A 23,809-nucleotide genomic window follows, 5' to 3' on the forward strand; every position below is an offset into this window, starting at 1 on the left:
GGCCGAAGTAGACCCCGTCACCCGACCCTGGGGCCGAAGTAGACCCCGTCACCCGACCCTGGGGCCGAAGTAGACCCCGTCACCCGGCCCGTGCGTCGAGGTCCAGTCTCGTGACGGTGCCGTCCTGCCAGGTCACGTGGAGGGTGTGACCGGTGACCCGGACGGCCGCGAGGTCCTCGACGGGGGCCGGGGCGGGCTCGGCGGTGAGCGAGGCGAGCGCGACGAAGAGGGCGGCCGGGCCGCTCGTGGCGCCGTGCAGGGCGAGGGTGCGGCTGCCGGGCCCCTGGAGCGTCTCCCCGGTGGGGAGTTCGGTGGGGCCGGCGGCTCCGTGGTCCGCGGGGTAGCCGTGGACCGGGTGCAGCTGCGCGTGCGGCCCTTCGGGGGTGGTGGCCCAGCCGGTCTGCCGGACCGGCGTCCCCTCCGGGGCGTCGAGGACGAGGTGGGCGCGGACCTCCGCGCGGCCGTGGGCGAGGGTCGCCGAGACGACCCGGACGCCGGGGTACGGGATGTGCCGGGAGGCGGCCCAGCCGGGGCCGGTGCCGGCGGGTGCGGCGGGGCCCCGGGTGGTCGGCTTCCCCTCGACGAGCAGCGCGAAGTGGTTGTCGGCGGGGGCCGGCCCGGTGGTGGGTCCCGTACGGGTCGCGTACGCCTGGCGGGCGTAGCCGGGGTCGTCCTCGGCGGCCTCGGCGCTGTGCACATGGTTGCTGCCGTGGTTGTGGAGGCGTACGAGTCCGTCGGCTGCGGTGCTCTGGACGAGCAGCCCGGCCGGGGCGAAGGGCCGGACGGTGTCGGCGCGTTCGGCCGGCAGGGGTTCCTCGCGGTCGGTCCAGGCGGAGTGGTCGGCGGGCAGGAGGAGGCCGAGGAAGCCCTTGGACGCCCAGTACGGGGAGCCGGGGCCGGAGTACTCCTGGACCAGGGGCGCGTACGGGCCGTGCCAGCCGAGCGTGAGGAGCCCGTCCCGGTCGGTGGCGCCGCGGTCGAGGAAGTACCGCAGGTTGCCGGAGGCCAGGCGGCGGGTGGCGCCGGGGGTGAGCGGGGTGTGCCCGGTGAGGGTGCCGAGCCAGGGGGCGGCGGCCGCGGCGAAGCGGTAGATCAGGGAGCGCCCGTACGGGAGGGGGGCGCCGTTCGCGTCGAAGAGGTGCACGTAGTCGTCGAGATGGGCGCGCAGGCGCGGACCGTACCGGTCGAGGAGCTCCCGGTCTCCCGCGAGGTGGGCGTGGAGGACCGGGTAGAAGTGCAGGGCCCAGGCGTTGTAGTGGTCGAAGGCGCGGTTGTCGCCGTCGCTGTACCAGCCGTCGCCGAGGTACCAGTCCTCGATCCGGGCGAGGGAGCGGTCGACGGTGACGGCGGCCCGGTCGGTGTCGACTCCGGCGTCCTGGAGGAAGCCGGCGACGGTGAGGCCGAAGAGCCACCAGTTGTTGTCGACGGGCGACGGGCCGAGGGCGGGGCGGAGCCAGTCGGCGACCTGTTCGCGGGTGCGGTCGTCGAGCCGGTCCCAGAGCCAGGGACGGGTGAGGCGGAGGCCGAGGGCGACGGAGGCCGCTTCGACGATCGCCTGGCGGGTGTCGGTGGTGAGGGGCCAGGAGTCCTCGTCCGCGCGTCCCGGCTTCGCGGTCCCGGCGGCGAGCCCTTCCGCGTACCGGTCGAGATGCCCGTGCGGGTCCTCGCCCCGCGCGCCCGCGACCCGGAGCGCCGCGAGGAGGAAGGTGCGGGCCCAGCCCTCCAGGCCGTCGGAGCGGGCTCCGGACCAGCTGGGCCGGGGGCCCGGCAGGTCGATCAGTCCCTGCCGGGGGGAGGCGAACGGGCGTACCGCCAGGAGGAGTCGGTCGGCCGCGGTCTCCCAGTGACCGCGGGTCCAGCCGGTGTACGGGCTGAGCTCACGGTTCTCGGGCGGCGTGGGCATGATGCTCCCTGTGGCTCCCTGGGGCTTCCCCGGGAACTTCCCCGGGCTCCCCGCGGTGACGACTCCGTCGCCGGGAATCCTGAACAGGCTCCGATCGAACGTCAAGAGATTCGGAGCGAATGATCGAAATTTCTTCCGTTCGATCATTCAGGGGCCACGTGTGATCTAAGGTCGGGGAACCACCACCACCGCGAGGGGGAACTGCGCCGTGCGCGAGAGTGCTGCCGAACGACACGACCGACTGCTGGCCCTGGTGCGCGAGCGCGGCACCGCCCGCGTCGCCGAACTGGCCGAGCGGCTCGGGGTCTCCCCCGTGACCGCCCGCCGGGACGTCGAACTCCTGGCGGGCCGGGGCCTGCTCGACCGGGTGCACGGCCAGGTGTCCTGGCCCGAGCGGCGGGGCGCCCCGGGCGGCGGACGGACCGGCGAGGGCCTGGTCCTCGGCCTGCTCGCCCCCTCCGCCACGTACTACTTCGCCGAGGTCATCCGCGGTGCGCACGAGGCGGCCGCCCGCGCCGGCGCCCGGCTCGTCCTGCGCGTCTCGGACTACCGGCCGGAGGAGGACCGGGCCCGCACCGAGGGGCTGCTCGCGGCCGGCGCCGAGGGCGTCCTCGTCGCACCGGGCTGGCGGGGGCCCGAGGATCAGCGCGCGTACGGGGACTGGCTGGCCGAACTCCCCGTACCGGCCGTGCTCCTGGAGCGCCGGGCCGAGCCCGGCAGCCCCCTGGACGGCCTCGACCGGGTCGCCTCCGACCACGCCCACGGCGTCCTGCTCGCCCTGCGCCACCTGCTCGCCCTCGGCCACGCGACCCCGCTGCTCGTGGCGCGCCGGGACTCGCCGACCGCGCTCGCGGTGCGCGCCGGGTACGCCGAGGCGCTGGGCACCCTGGGCCTCGCGGAGCCCCGGCCGGTCATCGACTCCGTACCGGCGGAGGCGGATCCGGAGGGCTTCGAGCGGGCGGTACGGGCGCTCCACGAGGCGGTCGGGTCCGGCCTCGCGAGCGCGGCCCTGGTGCACAACGACGTGGACGCGATCGAGATCGTGCAGCGCCTCGCCGAGCTGGGCGTGCGGGTGCCGCAGGACCTGGCCCTGATCGCGTACGACGACGAGGTCGCCGCGCTGGCCGACACCCCGCTGACGGCGGTCGCGCCGCCGAAGCGGCAGGTGGGGCGGCACGCCACGGAACTCCTGGTGGAGCGGCTGACGGAGGGGGCGGACGAGGACGCGGCGCGGCGCCATCTGGGGCTGTTGCCGAGGCTGCGGGTCCGGGACTCGTGCGGGGCGCGCACGACGTCGTCCGCCTGAGTTCCGGCCGACTTGCGTCTGATCTTTTTTCGATCAATCAATCTTTCGCTCTTGACTTCGGTCATGAACGGTCACAGGATCACGGCCACAACCTCCCCGCCGCCGCCCTTCAGGAGTCGTGCCGTGACCCGTAGTTGGAGCAGAACGTCCCGTGTCATAGCCGGCACCGCCACCGCCCTCGCCGTTCTCACGGCCTGCGGCGGCAGCGGTGACGACACAGCGAACAGCACGGCGAACAAGCCGAACGGGCCCGTGACCATTACCTTCTGGGGCTGGGCCAAGGGCTCCAAGGACGTCGTCGACGCCTTCAACGCCTCCCACACCGACATCCAGGTGAAGTTCGAGGAGATCCCCTCCGGCACCGCCGGCGGCTACGCCAAGATCTCCAACGCCGTGAAGGCCGGCAACGCCCCCGACCTCGTCTCCATCGAGTACTCCTCGCTCCCCGAGTTCGTGAGCTCCGGCGCCCTCCAGGACATCGGCGGCCAGTTCACCGAGGCCGACCGCGCCAAGCTCCTCCCGCAGACCGTCGAACTCACCACCCTCGGCGGCAAGTCCTGGGCCGTCCCCTTCGACGCCGCCCCGCAGGCCTTCTTCTACCGCAAGGACCTCTTCGCGAAGTACAAGGTCCAGGTCCCCACCACCTGGGACGCGTTCAAGCAGGCCGCCGAGCAGGTCAAGAAGGCCGACGCCAAGGCCCGTATCGCCACCTTCTTCCCCGACGACCCGACCACCTTCGAGGCGATGGCCTGGCAGGCCGGCGCCCAGTGGTTCAAGGCCGAGAACGACACCTGGAAGATCGACACCACCGACGCGGCCACCACCAAGGTCGCCGGCTACTGGCAGGGTCTCCTCGACGCCGGGCTCGTCCACAAGAACGCCTCCTTCAGCCCCGAGTGGACCGGCTCCCTCAAGAACGGCACCACCATCGGCTACCTCGGCGCCTCCTGGGGCGCCGGCGTCCTCAAGGGCACCCTGCCCGAGCAGGACGGCAAGTGGGGCGTCGCCCCCATGCCCACCTGGGACGGCAAGCCCGCCAGCGGCATGCTCGGCGGCACCTCCTTCGCCGTGACCAAGGACAGCAAGCAGCAGGCCGCGGCCGTCACCTTCGCCGAGTGGATGTCCACCACCGAGGCCGGCGTGAAGGCCCGGATCGCCTCCGGCACCTCCTCCGCCTTCCCCGCCGCCACCGCGCTGCGCCCCGTCGCCAAGAAGGCCTTCGACGCGAGCTACTACGGAGGCCAGGACATCTACGCCCTCTTCGAGGCCGCGGGTGCCTCCATCAGCCCGAACTGGGCCTGGGGCCCGACCACCGGCACCACCAACACCACCATCAAGGACCACTTCGGCAAGATCACCCAGGGCGGCCCCGGCATCGCCGACGCCGTCAAGGCCGGTCACGACGCCACCGTCGCCGAACTCACCAAGCGCGGCCTGAAGGTCGAGGGCTGACCGGATGAAGGCCCGCACCCGCGCCGCCACGATCCTGCTGACCCCCTTCTTCCTGCTGTTCACCGCGGTGATGGTGGTGCCGATCGGATACGCGGTCTGGCTCAGCCTCTTCACCGAGAAGCAGTCCGGACTGGGCTTCGGGGGCACCGAGACCGTCTTCACCGGCCTCGACAACTACACCGCGGCGCTGGGTGACCGGGCCTTCCGCGAGGGCTTCGGCGTCCTGCTCGGATACTGCCTGCTCTACATCCCGCTGCTGCTCGCCGGGGCCCTCGGCCTCGCCCTCCTGCTCGACTCGGCACTCGCCCGCGCCCGCCGCTTCTTCCAGCTCGCGCTCTTCCTGCCGCACGCCGTCCCGGGCATCATCGCCGCGCTGATCTGGGTCTACCTCTACACACCCCAGCTCAGCCCGGTCGTCCAGGCCATGGAGGCCGGAGGCATCGGCTTCGACTTCTTCTCCCCCGAGGGCGCGCTGCCCTCCGTCGTCAACATCGCGCTGTGGGAGTGGCTCGGCTACAACATGGTGATCTTCTACGCGGCCCTCCAGGCCATCGACCGCTCCGTCCTCGAAGCGGCCACCGTCGACGGGGCCGGCGCCTGGCGCATCGCCTTCTCCGTCAAGGTCCCGCTCGTCAAGGCCTCGCTCGCCATGGTCGCCCTCTTCACGATCATCGGCTCCCTCCAGCTCTTCACCGAGCCGCTGATCCTCAACAAGGGCACGGGCTCCGCCGTCACCTCCACCTGGACGCCGAACATGTACGCCTACACCGCGGCCTTCGACCGCAACGACTACGGACTCGCCGCGGCCGCGTCCGTACTCCTCGCCCTGACGGCGGCGCTGCTGTCGTTCGCGGTGACGCGGATGACGGGCCGTCGCAAGGCGGGAACGGCCCGTACGCCCGCGCCGGCCCGGAAGCCCGCGCCCGCACGGAAGGAGCGCACGGCATGAGCGGCCGACCCCGCACCGGCTCCGTCTGGCTCTCCAAGGCCGCCGTCAACGGCGCCCTCGTCCTCGCCGTCGTCTACATGCTCTTCCCGCTGGTCTGGCTGCTGACCGCCGCCACCAAGGACGCCGGCGGCCTCCTCGCCGGAAACGCCTTCTCCTTCGAGGGCTTCGACCTGGGCGGCAACCTCACCCGGCTCGCCGAGTACAACGACGGCATCTACTTCCACTGGTACGCCAACAGCCTGCTGTACGCCGGACTCGGCGCCCTCGCCTGCTCGTTCGTCAGCGTCGCCGCCGGCTACGCCTTCCACGTCTACGACTTCCGGGGCAAGGAGAAGCTCTTCGGCCTCGTCCTCCTGGGCGTGCTCGTGCCCACCACCGCGCTCGCCCTGCCGATGTACCTCCTGGCCAGCGAGGTCGGGGTCGTCAACACCTACTGGGCCGTCCTCATCCCCGTCCTCGTCAACCCCTTCGGCGTCTACCTGTCCCGGGTCTTCTGCGCCGGCTACATCCCCGACGAGGCCCTGGAGGCAGCCCGTATCGACGGGGCGGGCGAGCTGCGCGTCTTCTGGTCCATCGGTCTGCGCATGGTGATGCCCGGCTTCGTGACCGTCTTCCTCTTCCAGTTCACCGCCGTCTGGAACAACTTCTTCCTCCCCCTGGTGATGCTGTCGGACCAGAAGCTCTACCCGCTGAGCCTCGGCCTGTACGCCTGGAACAGCAACGCCCACGCCGAACCCGACTTCTACCCCCTCGTCGTCACCGGATCCCTGCTCGCCGTCGTCCCCCTCGTCGTCGCCTTCGTCTCCCTCCAGCGCCACTGGAAGGCCGGTCTGACGGCCGGCAGCGTCAAGTGAGGAGCTCAGGTACAACGATGCACCCGACCACCGACAACCGCCCCGCGCTGCTGCTCGCGATGGGCGAGGGCGTAGCCGAACGCCTCCTCACGGACACCCACCGCACCCGCCTCGGCACGCTCACCCGCACGGACCCGCACCTGGTCGCCCACGACCTGACGTCCCGGGACCCGCGGATCACCACCGCGCTCGCCGAGGCCGAGATCCTCCTCACCTGCTGGGGAGCGACCCCGCTGACCGCCGACATCCTGGACCGCGCACCGCGCCTGCGGGCAGTGGTCCACGCGGCCGGCTCGGTCAAGCACCACATCACCGAGGACTGCTGGGACCGCGGCCTGCGCGTCACCTCGGCCGCCGCGGCCAACGCGCTGCCGGTGGCGGAGTACACGCTCGCCGCGATCCTCTTCGCGGGAAAACGGGTCCTCGGCTCGGCCCAGCGGTACGCCGAACTCCGCGCCGACCACGCCTGGCTCACCGAGTCCGCCACCTGGGGCAACTACCGCCGCACGGTCGGCATCGTCGGCGCGTCCCGGATCGGCCGCAGGGTGATCGACCTGCTGCGCCCCTTCGACATCGAGATCCTCCTGTACGACCCGTACGTCGACGTCCCGCCGCCCGGCGTGGAACTGGTGACCGACCTCGACGACCTGTGCGCCCGCAGCACGGTCGTCTCGGTCCACGCCCCCCAGCTCCCGTCCACGACCCACATGATCGGCGCCCCCCAACTGGCGGCGATGCGCGACGGAACGACCCTGATCAACACCTCCCGGGGCTCCCTGATCGACGAGCGGGCCCTCCTCCCCCACCTGACCTCGGGCCGCCTCCACGCGACCCTGGACGTCACGGACCCGGAACTCCCACCCCCCGACTCCCCCCTCTACACCCTCCCGAACGTCCTGCTCACCCCGCACGTGGCGGGCTCCCTGGGCAACGAACTCCACCGGATGACGGACCAGGCCCTCGACGAGGTGGGACGGTACGTCCGGGGCGAACCGTTCGCGGAGGAGGTCAGGGCGTCAGACCTCCAGCGTTCGGCGTAGCCGGTCGGCCTCGGCGAGGACCAGGGGAACGGCCTCGGGCTCGTGGCGCAGGACGGCCGGCAGCGCCTCGTACCAGGGCCCCACGTGCAGGGCGAGCGCGGCGATCTCGCGGGCGCGGACGGGGTCGGGGTGCGCCAGGGCCAGGACCGCGTAGGCCCGGGCCCTGGCCAGGCCGACGCGCGCGAGCCCGTCGAGAAGGGCCTCGGCCCGCCCGTGCTCACCGGCGCGGGCCCACACCTCCGCGAGGTCGAGCCGGAGCGCGGCGGTCTCCTCGGTCAGCTCCGCGGTCGCCTCCGTCACCAGCGACTCCGCGTCGTCGTGCCGACCGGCCGCGACGCACGCCTGCGCCACGAACGACACCTCGCGGCGCCCGTCGGCGGGACGCAGGTACGACGACGCCTCGGCCAGCAGGTCTGCGGCCTCCTCCGGCCGGCCCAGGACCGTCTGCGCCCGCACCACGGCGGCCAGCGGCACCGCCGTGTACCGCAGGGTCCCGCGCGCGGCGGCCACCGCGCGGTCCAGCTCCAGGGCCGCCTCGTCGTCCCGGCCCTCCCCGTGCAGGGCCCGGGCGCGCGCCGCCCGGGCCTCCACCTCCGCGGCCGGGACCCCGGTCTCGGGCGCGGGCAGCCGGGGGCGCGGTACGCCGTCGCCGCTCAGCCGCACACAGCCGCGTCGCTCGGTCGGCCGGCCGAACTCCCGGAGCAGCTCGTCGGGACCCTCGGCCTCCCGGGCGCGGGCGATCAGCCCGGCCAGGTACTCCCGCTGATCGACGCGGGCTCCCCGGGACTGCCGCTCGGCCTCCTCGAAGCGGCCCGTCGCGAGGAGGGCCCGGACGACCCGGAGCAGGTGCGGTTCCCGGTCCGTACCCGCCTCCAGGCCGTCCGTCAGGATCCGTGCGGGCGCGAGGTGTCCGGCCAGGGCCAGTGACTCCGCCACGGCGGCCAGGACAGGGGCGACGTCCTCGTGCCGGGGCGCCCGGCTCACCTCCTCCACCCGGCTCAGGAGCGCGGCGGCCCGCTCGCGGTGACCCGCCGCGGTGAGGGCACGGACGAGGCACACCTTCAGGCCCGATCCCTGCGGATCGGCCACATCGGGTTCGTTCGCCGCGAGAGCCTCGGCCTCCTCGACGTACCCCGTCCGGACGAGGGCTCCGAGGGCCGCCCGTACGGCGCGGGGACGGCTGAACCGGTCGGTCAGCTCGGCGAGAACGGGTCGGATCCTGTCGACGGCGTCCTGCTCGGCCCATGCCTCGACGAGTACGGCGCGGGCGTGGCTCCGGCTGCTCTCCGAGGTGAGCAGGGCGAGGAGCTCCTCGGCCCGTTCCGGGTCCCCCTGCTGTGCCAGCGCCTTGACCAGGGCGAGGCGCATCGCCTCACCGTGACGCGAGGTCCCGGGCTCGACGGCGAGCGTCTCGGCCCGCGCGGCGGCTCCGGCGGCCACGAGAGCGGTGATCAACTCGGCGGCGAGCTCGCTCCCGCCGGCGGGAGCCTCTTCCTCGACGAGTGCGAGCGCTTCGTGAACGAGGCGGCCGGGCCGGGGCGACGCCTGGGGACCCGGGGCGCCGGGGGCCGTGGAAGGGTCGGCGGTACCCGGGGCCGCCGCGATGCGCAGCAGCCCCAGCACCCTCCCGAATCCCTGCTCCGACCGGGCGAGGGCCAGGGCCTCGGGTTCACGGGACGATGCCGCGAGGGCGCCGCAGACGATCGCGTGGCCGAGGGCACGGGTCCGGGGCTCCCTCACCTCGCGCACCGCCTCCAGGGCACGCCGGAACTCGCCCGCGCCGCACCGGAAAGCCACCAGGGCCAGCAGCGGACGACGGCGCAGGATCGCCCCCGACAGCGCGTTCATGACCCCCTCCGCCCGGTCCGCCGCGCCGACGGCGAGCCAGGAGTCGCCGACGGCCCAGAGCGCGAAGGGGCGTTCCTGGCTCTGGTGTTCGGCGCGGGCCAGGGAGTCCGCCTCGTCCAGGAGGGCATGGGCCCGTTCCTGCCGGCCGTCGGCGTACAGCAGTTCGGCGAGGGCGCACAGGGCCCGGATCCGGTTCGGCGGTGCGAGTCCGCGCGCGAGCGCCAGCGCGCGGTCCCGCTCGCCGAGCTCGGCCCAGGCCACGGGCAGGTCGGCGGGGACCTGGCCGTTGCGGTCCCGCAGCGCGGCCCGCCGCAGGGCCAGCCGCAGCAGCGCGGTGAGGAGGGCAGGACGGTCACCCCGCGCGAGCGCCGCCTCCCCTGCCGCCTCGATCTCGGCAAGCGCCGCCCCGTCGCCGCCCGTGGCGGCGAGCAGCCGGTCGTGCCGTACCGCGTCGAGTGCGCACTCCACCATCCCGTCCTGGTCTCCGGCCGCTCGCAGCATGGTGAACCAGCCGTGCAGCAGGTACGCCGGTGTGTCCGCCGGCCAGCCCCGGGCCCGCCGGTCCTCCGCCCATCCGCGCAGGACCCCTCGCCACCGCTCCTGCTCGCGCGGGCCCAGCATCTCCCGTGCCTGGACGACCAGTTCCTCGTGGGCGAGGAGGTATCCCCCGCCGCGGAGCGCGAACGTGCGTCCGGGGCCGGTACGGAGCAGGTCCCGCACCCGGTAGGGCACGTCTCCGGTCAGCTCCGCGAGGTCGTCCGCCGTCAGGCCGCCGCCCGAGGCGGTGACCAGCCCGAGGAGCTCGTACGGGAGTCCGCCCGCCGCCAGGAGGTGCTTGAGCTCGCGCTCCGCCTCCGCCCTGATCGCGCGGGCCCGTGGGGACGGCGGGAGGACGCGTACGACCTCCGGGTTCCTGAGCGGATGGTCCGGCCGCACGTCCGCGGGGAGCGGCGGGTTCAGCCGGCCGGAGACGACGACCGGCCCGGAGACGGGCAGCAGGCTCGCGATCGAGCGGGCTTCCGGGCCCGTCGTCACGCCCCGGTCCTCGTCCAGGCCGTCGACCAGCAGGACCATCCGTTCGCCGCGCGCGGCGCAGACCCGGGCGGCCGCGCCGTACAGGCGGAACAGATGGGCCTCCTTGGTGGCGGCGGTCAGGTGGGCCGGGATCCCTTCGCCGGCCAGCTCCGCGAGCTGTTCCAGGACCACGTCGACATAGGCGGCGACATCGTTCTGCGAGCCGAGGCGGGCGGTGATGAAGAAGGGGACGATCCGCACGCCGGCCGGCGGGTCGAGCGCGAACCAGGCCATGAGCGCCGTCTTCCCGGCCCAGGCGTCCGCCCGCCACCACCGGTACCCGTCCCCCGTGAGGCAGAAGGCGGCGAGTTCGGCCAACTCGGCCTCTCGGCCGACGAGTTCCGGCGGGGCGATGCGCCGGACCTGTTCCCGGTACGCCGAGCGGACCGTCGCCCCCGCATTCAGGCCGACCCGGTTGCCGTCGCCGATCACGACGACGCCCGTCTCGTTGTCGACCGTGACCGACCGCTCTCCCCCTGCCTGCTCCATGCGCCCAACCTAGACTGGAGAGATCGCACCTGGGTCGGGAGGCGTCATGACGTTCACGCAGATCATCGACTTCAAGACCAGCCGGATCGACGACATGAGCCGGCTCATGGACCGGTGGATCGAGCAGACCAAGGGCAAGCGGACCGCCACGCACAGCATTCTCGGCAAGGACCGGGCCGATTCCTCGCACCTCGTGGAGATCGTGGAGTTCCCGTCCTACGACGTGGCCATGCGGAACTCGCAGCTTCCCGAGACCGACCGGATCTTCCGGGAGATGGTGGCGCTCTGTGACGAGATGCCGACGTTCACCGATCTGGACGTGGTCCGGGACGAGGCGATGTACAAGGCCAACGCCCGGCGGCTGATGGAGATGCTCGCCGCCGAGCAGGAGCTCGCCCTGCTCGACGAGGTGCTGGCCGAGGGGTACCACGACCATGATCCGACCAATGAGCAGGACGTCATCGGCATGGACGCCGTCCGGCGCGAGGTGGAGATGTGGCGGGGCGGCTTCGACTTCGCCTTCACCGTCGACGACCAGATCGCCGAGGGCGACCGGGTCTGCACCCGCTGGACCTGGAACGGCACCCATACCGGGGACTTCATGGGGCTCCAGCCGTCCGGCATGGAGGTGACGATGACCGGGACGGTCATCCACCGCTTCCGGGACGACGGGAAGATCGTCGAGGGGTGGTGGCAGTACGACCTCCTCGGACTGATGGCACAGCTCGGCGCCGTGGAGGGGTAGCGGGGAGAAGCACCGAGGCCCGGTGCCCCCGCGACGGGGGCACCGGGCCTCGGTGATCAGTTACGGCACGCGTCAGTGCGAGTGGCCGTGACCGTGGCCGTGACCGTGGTCCGCCGGCTCCTCTTCCTTCTTCTCCACCACGAGGGTCTCGGTGGTGAGGAGGAGGGAGGCGATCGAGGCGGCGTTCTCCAGCGCGGAGCGCGTCACCTTCACCGGGTCGATGACGCCGGCCTTGACCAGGTCGCCGTACTCGCCGGTCGCGGCGTTGAAGCCCTGGCCCTTGTCGAGCTCCGCCACCTTCGAGGTGATGACGTAGCCCTCGAGGCCGGCGTTCTCGGCGATCCAGCGCAGCGGCTCGACGGCGGCGCGGCGGACGACCGCGACACCCGTGGCCTCGTCGCCGGTCTTGTCGAGGTTGCCCTCGAGGACCTTGACGGCGTGGACGAGCGCGGAGCCACCGCCGGAGACGATGCCCTCCTCGACCGCGGCGCGGGTCGCCGAGATGGCGTCCTCGAGACGGTGCTTCTTCTCCTTCAGCTCCACCTCGGTGGCGGCGCCGACCTTGATCACGCACACGCCGCCGGCCAGCTTCGCGAGGCGCTCCTGGAGCTTCTCGCGGTCCCAGTCGGAGTCCGTGGACTCGATCTCGGCCTTGATCTGGTTGACGCGGCCGGCCACCTCGGACGAGTCGCCGCCACCGTCGACGATCGTGGTGTCGTCCTTGGTGATGGTGACGCGGCGGGCGGTGCCGAGCACGTCGAGACCGGCCTGGTCGAGCTTGAGGCCGACCTCTTCGGCGATGACGGTCGCACCGGTGAGGGTGGCGATGTCGCCGAGCATGGCCTTGCGGCGGTCACCGAAGCCGGGGGCCTTGACGGCCACGGCGTTGAAGGTGCCACGGATCTTGTTCACGACCAGGGTCGACAGGGCCTCGCCCTCGACGTCCTCGGCGATGATCAGGAGCGGCTTGCCGGCGCCGGCCTGGATGACCTTCTCCAGGATGGGGAGCAGGTCCTGGATCGAGGAGATCTTGCCCTGGTTGATCAGGATGTACGGGTCGTCGAGGACGGCCTCCATACGCTCCTGGTCGGTCACCATGTACGGGGACAGGTAGCCCTTGTCGAAGGCCATGCCCTCGGTGAAGTCGAGCTCCAGGCCGAAGGTGTTGGACTCCTCGACGGTGATGACACCGTCCTTGCCGACCTTGTCCATCGCCTCGGCGATGAGCTCGCCGACCTGCTGGTCCTGCGCGGAGAGCGCGGCCACGGCGGCGATGTCGGACTTGTCCTCGATCGGGCGCGCGGTGGCGAGCAGCTCGTCGGAGACGGCCTTGACGGCGGCGTCGATGCCCTTCTTCAGGGCGGCCGGGGAGGCACCCGCGGCGACGTTGCGCAGACCCTCGCGGACCAGGGCCTGGGCGAGCACGGTGGCGGTGGTGGTGCCGTCACCCGCGATGTCGTTGGTCTTGGTCGCCACCTCCTTCACCAGCTGGGCGCCGAGGTTCTCGTACGGGTCCTCGATCTCGACCTCGCGGGCGATCGTGACACCGTCGTTGGTGATGGTGGGGGCGCCGAACTTCTTGTCGATGACGACGTTGCGGCCCTTGGGGCCGATCGTCACCTTCACCGTGTCGGCAAGCTTGTTGACGCCGCGCTCAAGGGCGCGACGGGCGTCCTCGTCGAACTTCAGGATCTTCGCCATGGGAGCGGTTCAGCCCTCTCGGAATGGGGTGGAACGAACCGCGCCCCCGGACGCCCGGTGCGGGGTCAAGGGGCGCAGCTCAAAGCATCTGCTTCAGATACTTCGGTGAATTACTTCTCGACGATCGCGAGCACGTCGCGAGCCGAGAGGACGAGGTACTCCTCGCCGTTGTACTTCACCTCGGTGCCGCCGTACTTGCTGTACAGCACGATGTCGCCGGTCTTGACGTCGAGCGGCAGACGCTCGCCGTTCTCGAAGCGGCCCGGGCCCACGGCCAGGACGACGCCCTCCTGGGGCTTCTCCTTGGCAGTGTCCGGGATGACCAGGCCAGAGGCGGTGGTCTGCTCGGCGTCGAGCGGCTGGACCACAATGCGGTCCTCGAGCGGCTTGATGGCAACCTTGGAGCTGGTGGTCGTCACGATCCGACCTCCCCCTTCGGAGATCTCGGGGTCAACTGTCTGAGGTGGCGACCAGGTGGATCCGTCGTCGCGGGTGCCGGACCTGCCCGTCGCTCTGTTGGCACTCTCCAGTGGTGAGTGCCAGAGCCGAGACTATGACCGCGATTAGCACTCGGTCAAGCGGAGTGCCAATTCCTCACTCGTGGCGGTGTGCTTCCGGCCCCGGGAGGGCCCCGCCGGCGGCGGCGGGCGGCTTCGCCTCGCCGGTGCCGACGCGTTCCACCGCCTTCCGGCCGAGCCGCTCGATCGAGTCCACGGTCGAGGCGCAGCCGGTCAGCCCCAGCACGAGTACGGCGGCCAGGAGAGGCAGCGCCCGCCGTCCGCTCACACGTAGTCCTCGAGCTTGGCGACGGCGTACCCCTTGGCCGTGATCACGTTCATCACCCGGCGGACCATGTCGGCCATGCTGCCCTTCCAGTCCTCCTTGCCCCGGAAGTGGGTGAGGACGATGTCGCCGGGGTGCAGGTCCCGGTCCCACTCGCGCCATTCCATGTGGTCGGGGAAGGCCTCCGCCGCCCAGAGCGGGACGGCCTCGACGCCGCAGGTCTTGGCGGCGCGCAGGGTGTCCTCGTTGTAGTTGCCGTACGGCGGGCGGAACAGCGGGGGCCGCTTGCCGAATCGTTTCTCGATGATGTCCTGCATGCCGCAGATCTCGCGCTTCTGCTGCTTGTACGAGAGTCCGGGCAGGTAGCGGTGGTTGAGGGTGTGGTTGTGCAGGGACACCCCCCCGTCCTGCGACTTCTGCATCCGGGCGAAGTAGCCGTAGTCGTCCTTGACGACGTAGTCGCTGAGGAAGGCGCTGTAGGGGATCCGCAGCTCCTTCATCATCCGCAGCAGCTCGGGGTCCTTCTCCGAGCCGTCGTCGATCGTCAGGAAGACGATCTTCTGCTTGGTCGGGACGGTGGTGAAGACGGGCGGCAGGCCTTCGCCGTCGGTCTCGAAGCCCTTGCGGGTGGTGATCTTCGGCTTGACGGCGGGCGGGGCCGGGGCTTCGAGCGGGGGCTTGGCCAGGCCCCACTTCTTGGCGGCGAGCACGCGGGCGGCGCGCTGCTTGCGGACCTTCTCGACGTACGCGTTGAGCGCGCCGGCCGCACCCTGCTCCCGGGCACGTGCCTGCTGCCCGGCGGCGGGGGCGGGCGCGCCGCGGTCCGGCTCGGCGCTCTCGGAGCAGCCGGTGGCGGCGGAGGCGAGGGCGGCGGCGACGAGCACCGCCCCGAGCGCCCGGGAGGAACCGTGCACACCTTTTGCCATCGTTTATTCCTTTTGTCGTACGAGTCGTATGGCGCCGCATCCTGTCAGCGCGGAAGCCCCTTCCGGGGTACGACACCGCCGTACGTGCTCTCGGTCCCCCGGCCGGCCCACAGCGTCGCAGGGCCCACAATGGGACGGGTGACCGACCTCGCCTCCTTCGCCCCGCTGCTCACCCCCGAGGGGCAGACACTCCTCACGGCCCTCCGCGACTACGACCCCGCCCAGGAGCTGGCGGTCGCCTCCCGGCTGCGCCGCGACCACCCCGCCGAGCTGGTCACCGCGGCCATCGCGCAGGCGCGGCTGCGACAGCGGGCGGTGGCGAAGTTCGGCGCGGAGGACGCGTACCGGATGTACTTCACGCCGAACGGCGTCGAGCAGTCGACGCGCGCCTCGGTCGGCACGTACCGGGCCGGCCGGATGAAGGCGCTCGGAGTCCGGAGCGTCGCGGACCTCTGCTCCGGCATCGGCGGCGACGCGATCGCGCTGGCGCGCGCCGGGATCTCGGTCCTCGCCGTGGACCGCGACCCGCTGACGGCGGAGGTCGCCCGCGCCAACGCCGAGGCGCTCGGCCTCGCGGAGCTCATCGAGGTGCGGTGCGCGGACGTCACCGAGATCGACACCGCCCCGTACGACGCGGTCTTCGTCGACCCGGCGCGGCGCGGCGGCCGGGGCAGGATCTTCGACCCCGAGGCGTACTCCCCGCCGCTCTCCTGGGCGGTCGAGGCCGCCCGCAGGGCCCCGCACGCGGCGCTCAAGGTGGCCCCGGGCATCCCGCACGAGGCGGTCCCCGCGGAGGCCGAGGCCGAGTGGATCTCGGACGGCGGGGACGTCAAGGAGGCCGTCCTCTGGTTCGGCACGGAACCGGGTGCCCGCCGCGCCACCCTGCTCCCCTCGGGGGCCGGCCTCACCGGCCGCGGCCTCCCCGACCCGGCGGTCCGCCCGGTCGGCCGCTACCTCTACGAGCCGGACGGCGCGGTCATCCGCGCGCACCTCGTCGCCGAGGTGGCGGAGGACCTGGCCGGCGGTCTGATCGACGAGACGATCGCGTACATCACGGCGGACGAGCCGGTCCCGACGCCGTACGCCGCCGCGTACGAGATCACCGACGAACTCCCCTTCAACCTCAAGAAGTTGAAGGCCCTGCTGAGGGAACGCGAGGTCGGGACCCTGACAGTGAAGAAGCGCGGCTCCGCGGTCGAACCGGAGGAGATCCGCCGCAAGGTGAAGCCGAAGGGCCCGAACGCGGCGACGGTCCTGCTCACCCGCGTCGCGGGAGCCCCGACGATGCTGATCGGCCGCCCGGCCGGCGGCGGGCGCTGACCCCGCCGCCCGCCCCTGCCCGGGACGAGGACGGCGGGCCGGTCGTGGCCCCTCTCAGGACGCCGCCGACGACCCACGGCCCGTCAGCCGCACCGCGAAGCGGTAGTGCCCTACGGCCTTCACCAGGCCCGTCAGGCCGGTGACCCAGAGGATCATGGCGACGCCCATGCCGTAGGCGACCAGGCCGTACCCGTCGTGGCGGCTGACCCCCGCCGGGACCGCGAAGCCCATCCAGAGTCCGAGGCCGCACATCGCGAAGGACAGCAGCAGCCAGCAGGCGCTGAGGACGGGGGCGCGCAGCCGGGCGTCCGTCGGGCCGTGCCGGTCCAGGACCGCCCACTGGGCGAGCCGCTCGCGGACCGTCCGGTCGTGCCGCAGGCTGCGGATCGTCAGCCATACGGCCGGGACGAGGACTCCGATGCCGAGGACCGACGTGACGAGCCCGGTCATCAGCATCAGCGGGTCGGGGACGGACTGTCCCATCGAGGTGAGCAGGACGCCGATCAGCCCCCAGCCCAGCTGGAGCAGGAGGAACCAGGTCAGGAACATCGCGAGCCGCACGCCCCCGAGCAGCCGCCTGCCGAGCTCGTCCAGGGCCCGCGCCCGGTCGGCGAGCCGCGCGTCCCGGTCGGGCCAGCTCCGGATCTCGGCGGGCGGGGGCGGCGGGGGCAACGGGTTACGCGGGGACATGCCAAGCACCCTAAGGGCGCGTCACGACACGTCCAACTCCCGCGCCTTCCCCCGCAGCAGCGCCCGTTCGCTCTCGTTGCGGGTGAGTTCCGCCGCCCTCTCGAACTCCGCCCGCGCCTCCTCCGCCCGTCCGAGGCGGGCCAGCAGGTCGCCGCGGACGCTCGGCAGCAAGTGGTAGCGGGCCAGGTCCGGTTCGGCGGCGAGGGCGTCGACGATCGGCAGGGCCGCCGCGGGGCCCTCGGCCATCGACACGGCGACCGCGCGGTTCAGTTCGACGACCGGCGAGGGGGCGAGGGCGCCCAGCTTCCCGTACAGCGCGGCGATCGTGGCCCAGTCCGTCTCCTCGTACGAGGCCGCCCGCGCGTGGAGGGCGGCGATCGCGGCCTGGAGGGCGTACGGCCCGTACGAGCGCCCGTCCCCCGCGCGTTCGAGCGCGGCGTATCCGCGCCGGATGAGCAGCCGGTTCCAGCGCCGCCGGTCCTGCGCGGCGAGCAGCACCGGCCGCCCGTCGGGCCCGGTCCTGGCCGCCGTCCGGGAGGCCTGGAGCTCCAGGAGGGCGACGAGCCCCTGCGCTTCGCCCTCCTGCGGGACGAGCGCGGCGAGGACGCGGGCGAGCCGCAGCGCGTCCTCGCAGAGGGCCGGCCGCAGCAGGTCGTCGCCCGCGGTCGCCGCGTACCCCTCGTTGAAGATCAGGTAGACGACCTCCAGGACGGAGCCGAGCCGGGCCGCCCGGTCCTCCCCGTACGGCACCTCGAACTCCACGCCCGCCTTCGCGAGCGCCCGCTTGGCGCGGGTGATCCGGGCCGCGACGGTCGCCTCCGGCACGAGGAAGGCGCGGGCGATCTCGTCCGTCCGCAGCCCGCCGACGAGCCGCAGGGTGAGGGCGGCCCGGGCCTCGGCCGAGAGCACCGGATGGCAGGCGGTGAAGATCAGCCGCAGAACGTCGTCGTCGATGTCCCCGGGGCCCGAGGGCTCGGGATCGTACGACTCCTCGGAGAGCGTGCGGCCCACCTCCGCGAGCTTCCGCGCGTACGTCTCGCGGCGCCGCACCAGGTCGACGGCCCGGTGCTTGGCGGCGGCCGTCAGCCAGGCTCCCGGGCGCTCCGGGACCCCTGCCCGCGGCCACTGCTCAAGGGCGGAGACGAGCGCGTCCTGGGCGATCTCCTCGGCGATGCCGACGTCGCGGACGATCCGCGCCACCGTGGCGATGATCCGCGCCGACTCCATCCGGAAGACCGTCTCCAGCGTCTCCTCGACCGTCTGTGCCGTCACGTCTCACATGACAGCACAGGAACGGCTCCGGAACCGGTCAGCCCTCCGGCATCTCCTCGACCTCGCGGACCTCCAGCCCGACCTTCCAGTGCGGCGGGTGCACGGCGAGGAACCGCTTCCCCCACTCGACGGCCTCGGCCATGTCCTTGCACTGAAGCATCGCGTAGCCGCCGACGACCTCCTTGGTCTCGGTGAACGGTCCGTCGGTGAACGACAGCTTCCCGTCCGACCAGGTGATCCGGGTGGACTCGGAGGTCGGCCTGAGCCCGGCGGTGTCCACCATGGCCCCGGCCTTGGTGATCTCCTCGAAGAGCGCACCCATCCGCTGCTCGAAGCCGGGGTCGGCGCTCTCCATGTCGATGGTGTTCTCCTCGATGCGGACGAGGGACAGGAAGCGGGGCATGACGACTCCTCGGTGATGCGGTGGCGGGGCCGTTCCCCGCCGTCCACACATACGTCGAACGGGAGGAGCCCGCATCGACGACTCGCGAGAAGTTCTTCCGAAGCGACCGGCTCAGACGTAGTCCTCCAGGCGCGCCACCGTGAATCCCTGCTCCTGTATGCGGCGGAGCATCGTCGCCGTCATCTCGGTCATCGTCCGGCCCTTGAGCTCGGAGGGGCCGCGGAAGTGGGCCAGGATGATGTCGCCGGGGTGCAGCTTCTTGTCGCCCCGCTGGTACTGCATGTTCTTGATCTGCATGGACTCGCGCCACAGCACGATCGCGTCGACGCCGCACGTGCCCGCCGCCGCGCGCGTGGCCTCGTTCCAGTTGCCGTAGGGCGGACGGAAGAGCCGCGGAGTCGTGCCGTACCGCTGGGCGAGCCTCGTCTGCTGGCCGCATATCTCCCGGCGCTGGGCGTCCTGGGAGAGGGTGCGCAGGTCGGGGTGGGTGAGGGTGTGGTTGGCGAGCCCGTGGCCCTGGGCGACGAGCGGGGTGAAGTACCCGTAGTCGGCGCGGACGGCCGAGTCCGTGAGGAACATCGTGACCGGGATCCCGAGGTCCTTCATCATCCGCACGAACGCGGGGTCCTTCTCCGCCCCGTCGTCGATCGTGATGAAGACGATCTTCTCGGTGGTCGGGATGTCACTGATGACGGGGACCGGGTCGCCCGGCCCGCGCGTCACCGGCTTGACCGCGGGCGGGGCGGGCGGGGCCGGGAAGGGCTTGAGGCCCCAGCGGCGGTACGCGGCGGCGGCCGCGGCCTCGGGGGCATCGGGCGCCTTGTGCCCGGCGGACGGGTCGGCCGTGGGTGCGTTCGTCTTCGCCGTGGCGCCGGCGGGCCCGGGCTGCTCCGCCGCGCATCCGGTCACCAGGAGAGCGGCGGCGGTCAGCGCCGCCCACAGCGCGATCGTCTTCTTCACGCGCTGTGGGATGCGCGATCCGATCGAAAGGTTGCTCTACTTTCGACCTGGTGTCGCCCGCTCGGCTATTCGACCGACTCGAAGCGCCAGCGGTGGACCGGACGGGTGATCAGCTCCGCGTCCGGCTCCGGCAGCTCGGGCAGCTCGGCGTCGAAGGTCTCCGCGTCCCACCAGGTGAGGACGAGAACCCGGTCCTGCGGGGCCCGGAAGACCTCCCGGCGGACCGGCTCACGGGCGAGGACCCGCGCCCGCGCCCATTCCAGGAGCTCGGCGCCCCGGCCCTGCGCGGCCCGCGCCTCCCACATGAGGGCGAGCCTCATGAGTACAGGTTCTCCTTGCTGACCTCGTGCACATGATCGTGGTCGTGGGAGTGGCCGTGCGCGTGCGCGCCCGGCACGTGCGGGTCCGTCACCGGCAGCGACGAGTCCGCCGACAGCTCCAGGTCGGAGGCGGGCCGGTTGCGGGCCACCATCTCGGAGCCGAGGGCCGCGACCATCGCGCCGTTGTCCGTGCACAGGCCGGGCCGGGGCACCCGCAGCCGGATGCCGGCCCGCTCGCAGCGCTCCTGGGCGAGGGCCCGGAGCCGCGAGTTGGCGGCGACGCCGCCGCCGATCATCAGGTGGTCGACGCCCTCGTCCTTGCAGGCCCGGACGGCCTTGCGGGTGAGGACGTCCACGACCGCCTCCTGGAAGGACGCGGCGACGTCCCGGACCGGCACGTCCTCGCCGGCCGCCCGCTTGGCCTCGATCCAGCGGGCCACGGCGGTCTTGAGGCCGGAGAAGGAGAAGTCGTACGCGGGGTCCCGGGAGCCGCTCAGACCGCGCGGGAACGCGATGGCGGCCGGGTCGCCCTCCTTGGCGAGCCGGTCGATGACCGGTCCGCCGGGGAAACCGAGGTCGAGCACGCGGGCGATCTTGTCGAAGGCCTCGCCCGCCGCGTCGTCGATGGTGGCGCCCATCGGCCGCACATCGGAGGTGATGTCGGAGGAGAGCAGCAGCGAGGAGTGGCCGCCGGAGACGAGCAGCGCCATCGTCGGTTCGGGCAGCTTGCCGTGTTCCAGCTGGTCGACGCAGATGTGCGAGGCGAGGTGGTTGACGCCGTAGAGCGGCTTGCCGAGGGCGTAGGCGTAGGCCTTGGCCGCCGAGACGCCGACGAGCAGCGCGCCCGCCAGGCCGGGGCCGGCCGTGACGGCGATGCCGTCGAGGTCCTTCGCGGAGATCCCGGCCGTCTTGAGGGCGCGCTCGATCGTCGGGACCATCGCCTCCAGGTGGGCGCGGGAGGCGATCTCGGGCACGACGCCGCCGAAGCGGGCGTGGGTGTCGACGCTGGACGCGACGGCGTCCGCGAGGAGCGTGGTCCCGTGGACGATGCCGACGCCGGTCTCGTCGCAGGAGGTCTCGATGCCGAGTACGAGCGGTTCGTCAGCAGCCATCAGAATCAGTCTCAGTTCCTTGAACGGTCAGTCGCATCACGAGCGCGTCCACGTTTCCGGGCTGGTAGTAGCCGCGCCGGAAACCGATGGGCTCGAAGCCGAAGCGCTCGTAGAGCTTCTGGGCCCGGGTGTTGTCCACGCGCACTTCGAGAAGCACCTCTTCGCACTCGAAGGCGGTGGCGTGGTGGAGCAGGTCGGTGAGGAGCCGGGCGCCGAGCCCCGTACCCCACTGGTCGCGGGCGACGGCGATCGTCTGCACGTCGCCGAGTCCGCCGGCCGCGGCGAGACCGGCGTACCCGACGAGCCTGCCCTCGGGGGTCTGCGCCACGATGTAGCGGCGGGTGGCCCGCGGCCCGCGCGCGTGCGCGAGCTCCGACCAGAACATCCCCGCCGACCAGGCGTCCTCGGGGAACAGCTCGTCCTCAAGGGCCAGCACCGGTGCGATGTCCCACCAGCGCATCTCGCGCAGTTCCACGGCGCCGGTCACTTGGGGGTGACCACCTTGTAGTTCTTCGGCACCTGCGCGTCGGGCCGGCGCAGATACATCGGCAGCGGGTCGAGGAATCCGCCTTCGCCGGCCGCGAGCCGCTCCGCCGCGAGCGCGGCGAGCGCGGCCGCCGACTGGTGCTCGGGGTCGCGGGCGTCGGGGAAGGCCTCGGGGTAGAGACGGGCGCCCGCGCCGACGACGGGGAGTCCGGCGAGCCGCTCGGCGATCTCGGCGGGCCGGTCGACGGCCGCGTCGGTCACGCGCGTACGGGAGTCGTCGTACCGCGCCCAGTAGACCTCCTTGCGGCGCGCGTCCGTGGCGACGGCGAACGGCTCGTCGATCCCGGAGGCGTACGCGAGGCCGTCGAGGGTGCACAGGCCGTGCACCGGCACGCCGAGCGCGGAGGAGAAGGCCGCGGCCGTGACGAGACCGACCCGGAGGCCGGTGTACGGGCCGGGGCCGACGCCGACGACGATCCCGGTGACCGCGTCGAGCTTCAGACCGGCCTCCTTGAGGACCCGGTCGACGGCGGGCAGCAGCAGCTCCCCGTGGCGGCGGGCGTCGACCTGACTCGACGAGGCGACGACGGCCTCGCCGTCGTGGAGGGCGACGGTGACGGCGGGGGTGGCGGTATCCATGGCGAGCAACAGCACGCGAACAGCCTACGGCTCCCGGGCACGGTGCCCCGCCCCTCGCTCCCCCTGCTGCTACCGTCACCCTTCGATACGTTCGTACGAGAGGTGGGCACGGTGGCACGGAGCAGCTCGGGATTCGTGGCCGGGCTCACGGCGGCGGCCGTCGCCGCGGTCTGCTTCCTGGCGTACCAGGCCTCGGCGAACGCTCCCGCCGATCTGGCGGCCGAGCCCCGGACCCCCGGCACCTCCGTCCCGTCGATCTCGCCGAGCGGCGGGCCGAAGCAGCCGCCGAAGGACCCCCTCGCCGTTCCGGCGGCCTCCGGCAGCGGTGAGCGCGTCGTGTACTCCCTCGCCGACCGCCGGGTGTGGCTGGTCGACGCGAAGGGCAAGGCCCGCCGGTCGTTCACGGTGATGCCGAGCACGGTGCACCCGGCGCCGGGCGCGTACAGCGTGACCTCCCGCTCGGGCTCGGTCCGCGGCTCGGACGGCGTGCAGATCGAGCACGTGGTGCGGTTCGCGACGGCCCAGGACGTGGCGATCGGCTTCAGCGCGGCCGTCGACGGCTCGACGCCGAAGCCGGACCCGACGAAGAAGACCGGCGGCATCCGTATGAAGCGGGCCGACGGGGACGCGCTGTGGACGTTCGCGGTGATCGGCGCGAAGGTCGTCGTCGTCGCGTAGGGCGGGACGTTCCCGCCCCGCCCCCGGGGCTCTACGCTGCTCTGCCGCGTACGACCCGCACGATCCGCTCGACCTGCCCGGCCCTCGCCCCGTGCTCCTCGTCCGCCCGGTCGGGGCGCCCGCCCGGCGGGGTCGACACGGCGCGGGCGGCCGCGCAGGATGCCAGCAGCTCACTCATCGAGACGTGGTCCCGGACGGGTTCCGCGCGCTTCGGCGTCGCCATGCATGCCTCCCGTAGGTTAGGTTCACCTAACCAGCTTGTGCATCCATGTCACCACGGCACGTAGGAACGACGCAACACCTTCCCGACACGTTGTCGGAAACTACGTACGACCGTGGGGCCGTCGGTACGGCCGGTCAGAGCACACCCAGGTCCTCGTCCGCCCAGCGCGGGCCGATCCCGCGCAGCACGACCGTGCGCCGGTCGTCGTCGGTGTCGCCGGTCACCCGGTGGATCAGCAGGTGCAGACGGTCGTCCGTCAGCTCCTCGACCTTCCCGTCACCCCACTCGACGACCACGACCGACTCGGGCAGCGAGACGTCCAGATCGAGGTCCTCCATCTCGTCGAGTCCGCCGCCGAGGCGGTACGCGTCCACGTGCACCAGAGCCGGGCCGCCGACCAGGGACGGGTGGACACGGGCGATGACGAAGGTCGGGGAGGTGACGGCGCCCCGCACGCCGAGGCCCTCACCGAGCCCCCGCGTGAGGGTGGTCTTCCCGGCGCCGAGTTCACCGGTGAGCATGACGAGGTCGCCGGGACGGAGGATCTTCGCGAGACGGCGGCCGAGCTCCTGCATCTGCTGGGGGGAGTCGATGGCCAGGGTGGCGCCGGAGACGGGCGGGTGCGCTGCTTCCATA

24 protein-coding genes are annotated in these 23,809 nt (G+C 72.6%); 8 read left to right on the top strand and 16 right to left on the bottom strand.

The features are described 5' to 3' along the window. Positions 1 to 79 precede the first annotated feature (79 nt). Positions 80 to 1,903, bottom strand: a complete 1,824-nt coding sequence (locus tag IF00_RS0115920; protein ID WP_037638323.1) for a DUF2264 domain-containing protein — start codon at positions 1,901 to 1,903, stop codon at positions 80 to 82. Positions 1,904 to 2,111: 208 nt separating this feature from the next. On the opposite strand from IF00_RS0115920, the gene IF00_RS0115925 reads away from it, so the two are divergent. The 5 genes from IF00_RS0115925 (at position 2,112) to IF00_RS0115945 (ending at position 7,504) form a co-directional block, all read left to right on the top strand. Next, positions 2,112 to 3,209: a LacI family DNA-binding transcriptional regulator gene (locus IF00_RS0115925; protein WP_030318570.1), complete on the top strand. Its 1,098-nt coding sequence runs from the start codon at positions 2,112 to 2,114 to the stop codon at positions 3,207 to 3,209. Positions 3,210 to 3,332: 123 nt separating this feature from the next. Then, the gene (locus tag IF00_RS0115930) at positions 3,333 to 4,661 is read left to right on the top strand and encodes an ABC transporter substrate-binding protein (RefSeq protein WP_030318572.1); all 1,329 of its coding nucleotides are present in this window, start codon (positions 3,333 to 3,335) and stop codon (positions 4,659 to 4,661) included. A 4-nt stretch (positions 4,662 to 4,665) separates the two neighbouring features. Further along, positions 4,666 to 5,610, top strand: a complete 945-nt coding sequence (locus tag IF00_RS0115935) for a carbohydrate ABC transporter permease (RefSeq protein ID WP_051820284.1) — start codon at positions 4,666 to 4,668, stop codon at positions 5,608 to 5,610. Then, entirely contained in the window at positions 5,607 to 6,464 is an 858-nt protein-coding gene (locus IF00_RS0115940; protein WP_030318578.1) for a carbohydrate ABC transporter permease, read from the top strand. The genes IF00_RS0115935 and IF00_RS0115940 overlap by 4 nt, the downstream gene beginning before the upstream one ends. Positions 6,465 to 6,481: 17 nt before the next feature. After that, positions 6,482 to 7,504 (top strand): hydroxyacid dehydrogenase, encoded by a 1,023-nt coding sequence (locus IF00_RS0115945; RefSeq protein ID WP_030318579.1) that lies wholly within the window; start codon positions 6,482 to 6,484, stop codon positions 7,502 to 7,504. On the opposite strand, the gene IF00_RS0115950 is transcribed toward IF00_RS0115945, so the two are convergent. Next, positions 7,481 to 10,915: a hypothetical protein gene (locus IF00_RS0115950; RefSeq protein ID WP_030318581.1), complete on the bottom strand. Its 3,435-nt coding sequence runs from the start codon at positions 10,913 to 10,915 to the stop codon at positions 7,481 to 7,483. The two genes, IF00_RS0115945 and IF00_RS0115950, sit on opposite strands and share 24 nt — an antisense overlap. A 46-nt stretch (positions 10,916 to 10,961) precedes the next feature. On the opposite strand from IF00_RS0115950, the gene IF00_RS0115955 reads away from it, so the two are divergent. Next, entirely contained in the window at positions 10,962 to 11,660 is a 699-nt protein-coding gene (locus IF00_RS0115955; protein WP_030318582.1) for an ester cyclase, read from the top strand. A 72-nt stretch (positions 11,661 to 11,732) separates the two neighbouring features. On the opposite strand, the gene groL is transcribed toward IF00_RS0115955, so the two are convergent. From groL to IF00_RS0115975, 4 genes are all read right to left on the bottom strand, one after another. After that, complete coding sequence (gene groL / locus IF00_RS0115960) at positions 11,733 to 13,361, bottom strand: chaperonin GroEL (RefSeq protein ID WP_030318584.1); 1,629 nt, start codon at positions 13,359 to 13,361, stop codon at positions 11,733 to 11,735. A gap of 110 nt (positions 13,362 to 13,471) precedes the next feature. After that, a complete protein-coding gene (gene groES, locus IF00_RS0115965; RefSeq protein ID WP_017239619.1) occupies positions 13,472 to 13,780 on the bottom strand; it encodes a co-chaperone GroES in 309 nt (102 codons plus the stop codon). A 175-nt stretch (positions 13,781 to 13,955) separates the two neighbouring features. Further along, positions 13,956 to 14,147, bottom strand: coding sequence for a hypothetical protein (locus IF00_RS0115970; RefSeq protein ID WP_030318586.1), 192 nt, complete (start codon positions 14,145 to 14,147; stop codon positions 13,956 to 13,958). Continuing rightward, positions 14,144 to 15,070: a polysaccharide deacetylase family protein gene (locus IF00_RS0115975; protein WP_030318588.1), complete on the bottom strand. Its 927-nt coding sequence runs from the start codon at positions 15,068 to 15,070 to the stop codon at positions 14,144 to 14,146. The genes IF00_RS0115970 and IF00_RS0115975 overlap by 4 nt, the downstream gene beginning before the upstream one ends. Positions 15,071 to 15,199: 129 nt before the next feature. On the opposite strand from IF00_RS0115975, the gene IF00_RS0115980 reads away from it, so the two are divergent. Continuing rightward, positions 15,200 to 16,390: a class I SAM-dependent methyltransferase gene (locus IF00_RS0115980; RefSeq protein ID WP_051820287.1), complete on the top strand. Its 1,191-nt coding sequence runs from the start codon at positions 15,200 to 15,202 to the stop codon at positions 16,388 to 16,390. Positions 16,391 to 16,444: 54 nt separating this feature from the next. Here IF00_RS0115980 and IF00_RS0115985 read toward each other — a convergent pair whose 3' ends face one another. From IF00_RS0115985 to tsaB, 8 genes are all read right to left on the bottom strand, one after another. Then, positions 16,445 to 17,080 carry a hypothetical protein gene (locus IF00_RS0115985; RefSeq protein ID WP_030318592.1) on the bottom strand — a complete coding sequence of 212 codons (636 nt, stop codon included), beginning with the start codon at positions 17,078 to 17,080 and terminating at the stop codon, positions 16,445 to 16,447. Positions 17,081 to 17,101: 21 nt separating this feature from the next. Next, a complete protein-coding gene (locus IF00_RS0115990; protein WP_051820310.1) occupies positions 17,102 to 18,307 on the bottom strand; it encodes an RNA polymerase sigma factor in 1,206 nt (401 codons plus the stop codon). A gap of 82 nt (positions 18,308 to 18,389) precedes the next feature. Next, entirely contained in the window at positions 18,390 to 18,755 is a 366-nt protein-coding gene (locus IF00_RS0115995) for a YciI family protein (protein ID WP_030318596.1), read from the bottom strand. A 111-nt stretch (positions 18,756 to 18,866) separates the two neighbouring features. Beyond that, positions 18,867 to 19,715 carry a polysaccharide deacetylase family protein gene (locus tag IF00_RS0116000; protein ID WP_030318599.1) on the bottom strand — a complete coding sequence of 283 codons (849 nt, stop codon included), beginning with the start codon at positions 19,713 to 19,715 and terminating at the stop codon, positions 18,867 to 18,869. Positions 19,716 to 19,780: 65 nt separating this feature from the next. Further along, positions 19,781 to 20,035 (bottom strand): hypothetical protein, encoded by a 255-nt coding sequence (locus IF00_RS0116005; RefSeq protein ID WP_030318601.1) that lies wholly within the window; start codon positions 20,033 to 20,035, stop codon positions 19,781 to 19,783. After that, a complete protein-coding gene (tsaD, locus tag IF00_RS0116010) occupies positions 20,032 to 21,147 on the bottom strand; it encodes a tRNA (adenosine(37)-N6)-threonylcarbamoyltransferase complex transferase subunit TsaD (protein ID WP_030318603.1) in 1,116 nt (371 codons plus the stop codon). The genes IF00_RS0116005 and tsaD overlap by 4 nt, the downstream gene beginning before the upstream one ends. Continuing rightward, entirely contained in the window at positions 21,137 to 21,607 is a 471-nt protein-coding gene (rimI, locus tag IF00_RS0116015; RefSeq protein ID WP_030318605.1) for a ribosomal protein S18-alanine N-acetyltransferase, read from the bottom strand. The genes tsaD and rimI overlap by 11 nt, the downstream gene beginning before the upstream one ends. Before the next feature lie 23 nt (positions 21,608 to 21,630). Then, entirely contained in the window at positions 21,631 to 22,287 is a 657-nt protein-coding gene (gene tsaB / locus IF00_RS0116020) for a tRNA (adenosine(37)-N6)-threonylcarbamoyltransferase complex dimerization subunit type 1 TsaB (RefSeq protein ID WP_030318607.1), read from the bottom strand. A 120-nt stretch (positions 22,288 to 22,407) separates the two neighbouring features. Here tsaB and IF00_RS0116025 point away from each other — a divergent pair, with 120 nt between their 5' ends. Then, entirely contained in the window at positions 22,408 to 22,950 is a 543-nt protein-coding gene (locus IF00_RS0116025) for a L,D-transpeptidase (protein WP_030318609.1), read from the top strand. Between the two features lie 31 nt (positions 22,951 to 22,981). Here the strand turns inward: IF00_RS0116025 and IF00_RS41275 are convergent, their stop codons facing one another. After that, positions 22,982 to 23,173: a hypothetical protein gene (locus tag IF00_RS41275; protein WP_037638328.1), complete on the bottom strand. Its 192-nt coding sequence runs from the start codon at positions 23,171 to 23,173 to the stop codon at positions 22,982 to 22,984. 134 nt (positions 23,174 to 23,307) lie between these two features. Further along, entirely contained in the window at positions 23,308 to 23,808 is a 501-nt protein-coding gene (tsaE, locus tag IF00_RS0116035; RefSeq protein WP_030318610.1) for a tRNA (adenosine(37)-N6)-threonylcarbamoyltransferase complex ATPase subunit type 1 TsaE, read from the bottom strand. Between the last annotated feature and the right edge of the window lies 1 nt (position 23,809).

The organism is Streptomyces flavochromogenes, assembly GCF_000717595.1.
Lineage (GTDB): Bacteria > Actinomycetota > Actinomycetes > Streptomycetales > Streptomycetaceae > Streptomyces > Streptomyces flavochromogenes.

What these genes read in the sequence shown, in the direction of transcription:
- IF00_RS0115920 (WP_037638323.1), bottom strand. Translation starts at nt 1,903, where the DNA reads ATGCCCACGCCGCCCGAGAACCGTGAGCTCAGCCCGTACACCGGCTGG.
- IF00_RS0115935 (WP_051820284.1), top strand. Translation starts at nt 4,666, where the DNA reads ATGAAGGCCCGCACCCGCGCCGCCACGATCCTGCTGACCCCCTTCTTC.
- IF00_RS0115940 (WP_030318578.1), top strand. Translation starts at nt 5,607, where the DNA reads ATGAGCGGCCGACCCCGCACCGGCTCCGTCTGGCTCTCCAAGGCCGCC.
- IF00_RS0115945 (WP_030318579.1), top strand. Translation starts at nt 6,482, where the DNA reads ATGCACCCGACCACCGACAACCGCCCCGCGCTGCTGCTCGCGATGGGC.
- IF00_RS0115950 (WP_030318581.1), bottom strand. Translation starts at nt 10,915, where the DNA reads ATGGAGCAGGCAGGGGGAGAGCGGTCGGTCACGGTCGACAACGAGACG.
- IF00_RS0115955 (WP_030318582.1), top strand. Translation starts at nt 10,962, where the DNA reads ATGACGTTCACGCAGATCATCGACTTCAAGACCAGCCGGATCGACGAC.
- groL (WP_030318584.1), bottom strand. Translation starts at nt 13,361, where the DNA reads ATGGCGAAGATCCTGAAGTTCGACGAGGACGCCCGTCGCGCCCTTGAG.
- IF00_RS0115975 (WP_030318588.1), bottom strand. Translation starts at nt 15,070, where the DNA reads ATGGCAAAAGGTGTGCACGGTTCCTCCCGGGCGCTCGGGGCGGTGCTC.
- IF00_RS0115980 (WP_051820287.1), top strand. Translation starts at nt 15,200, where the DNA reads ATGGGACGGGTGACCGACCTCGCCTCCTTCGCCCCGCTGCTCACCCCC.
- IF00_RS0115985 (WP_030318592.1), bottom strand. Translation starts at nt 17,080, where the DNA reads ATGTCCCCGCGTAACCCGTTGCCCCCGCCGCCCCCGCCCGCCGAGATC.
- IF00_RS0115990 (WP_051820310.1), bottom strand. Translation starts at nt 18,307, where the DNA reads ATGGAGTCGGCGCGGATCATCGCCACGGTGGCGCGGATCGTCCGCGAC.
- IF00_RS0115995 (WP_030318596.1), bottom strand. Translation starts at nt 18,755, where the DNA reads ATGCCCCGCTTCCTGTCCCTCGTCCGCATCGAGGAGAACACCATCGAC.
- IF00_RS0116005 (WP_030318601.1), bottom strand. Translation starts at nt 20,035, where the DNA reads ATGAGGCTCGCCCTCATGTGGGAGGCGCGGGCCGCGCAGGGCCGGGGC.
- tsaD (WP_030318603.1), bottom strand. Translation starts at nt 21,147, where the DNA reads ATGGCTGCTGACGAACCGCTCGTACTCGGCATCGAGACCTCCTGCGAC.
- rimI (WP_030318605.1), bottom strand. Translation starts at nt 21,607, where the DNA reads ATGCGCTGGTGGGACATCGCACCGGTGCTGGCCCTTGAGGACGAGCTG.
- IF00_RS41275 (WP_037638328.1), bottom strand. Translation starts at nt 23,173, where the DNA reads ATGGCGACGCCGAAGCGCGCGGAACCCGTCCGGGACCACGTCTCGATG.
- tsaE (WP_030318610.1), bottom strand. Translation starts at nt 23,808, where the DNA reads ATGGAAGCAGCGCACCCGCCCGTCTCCGGCGCCACCCTGGCCATCGAC.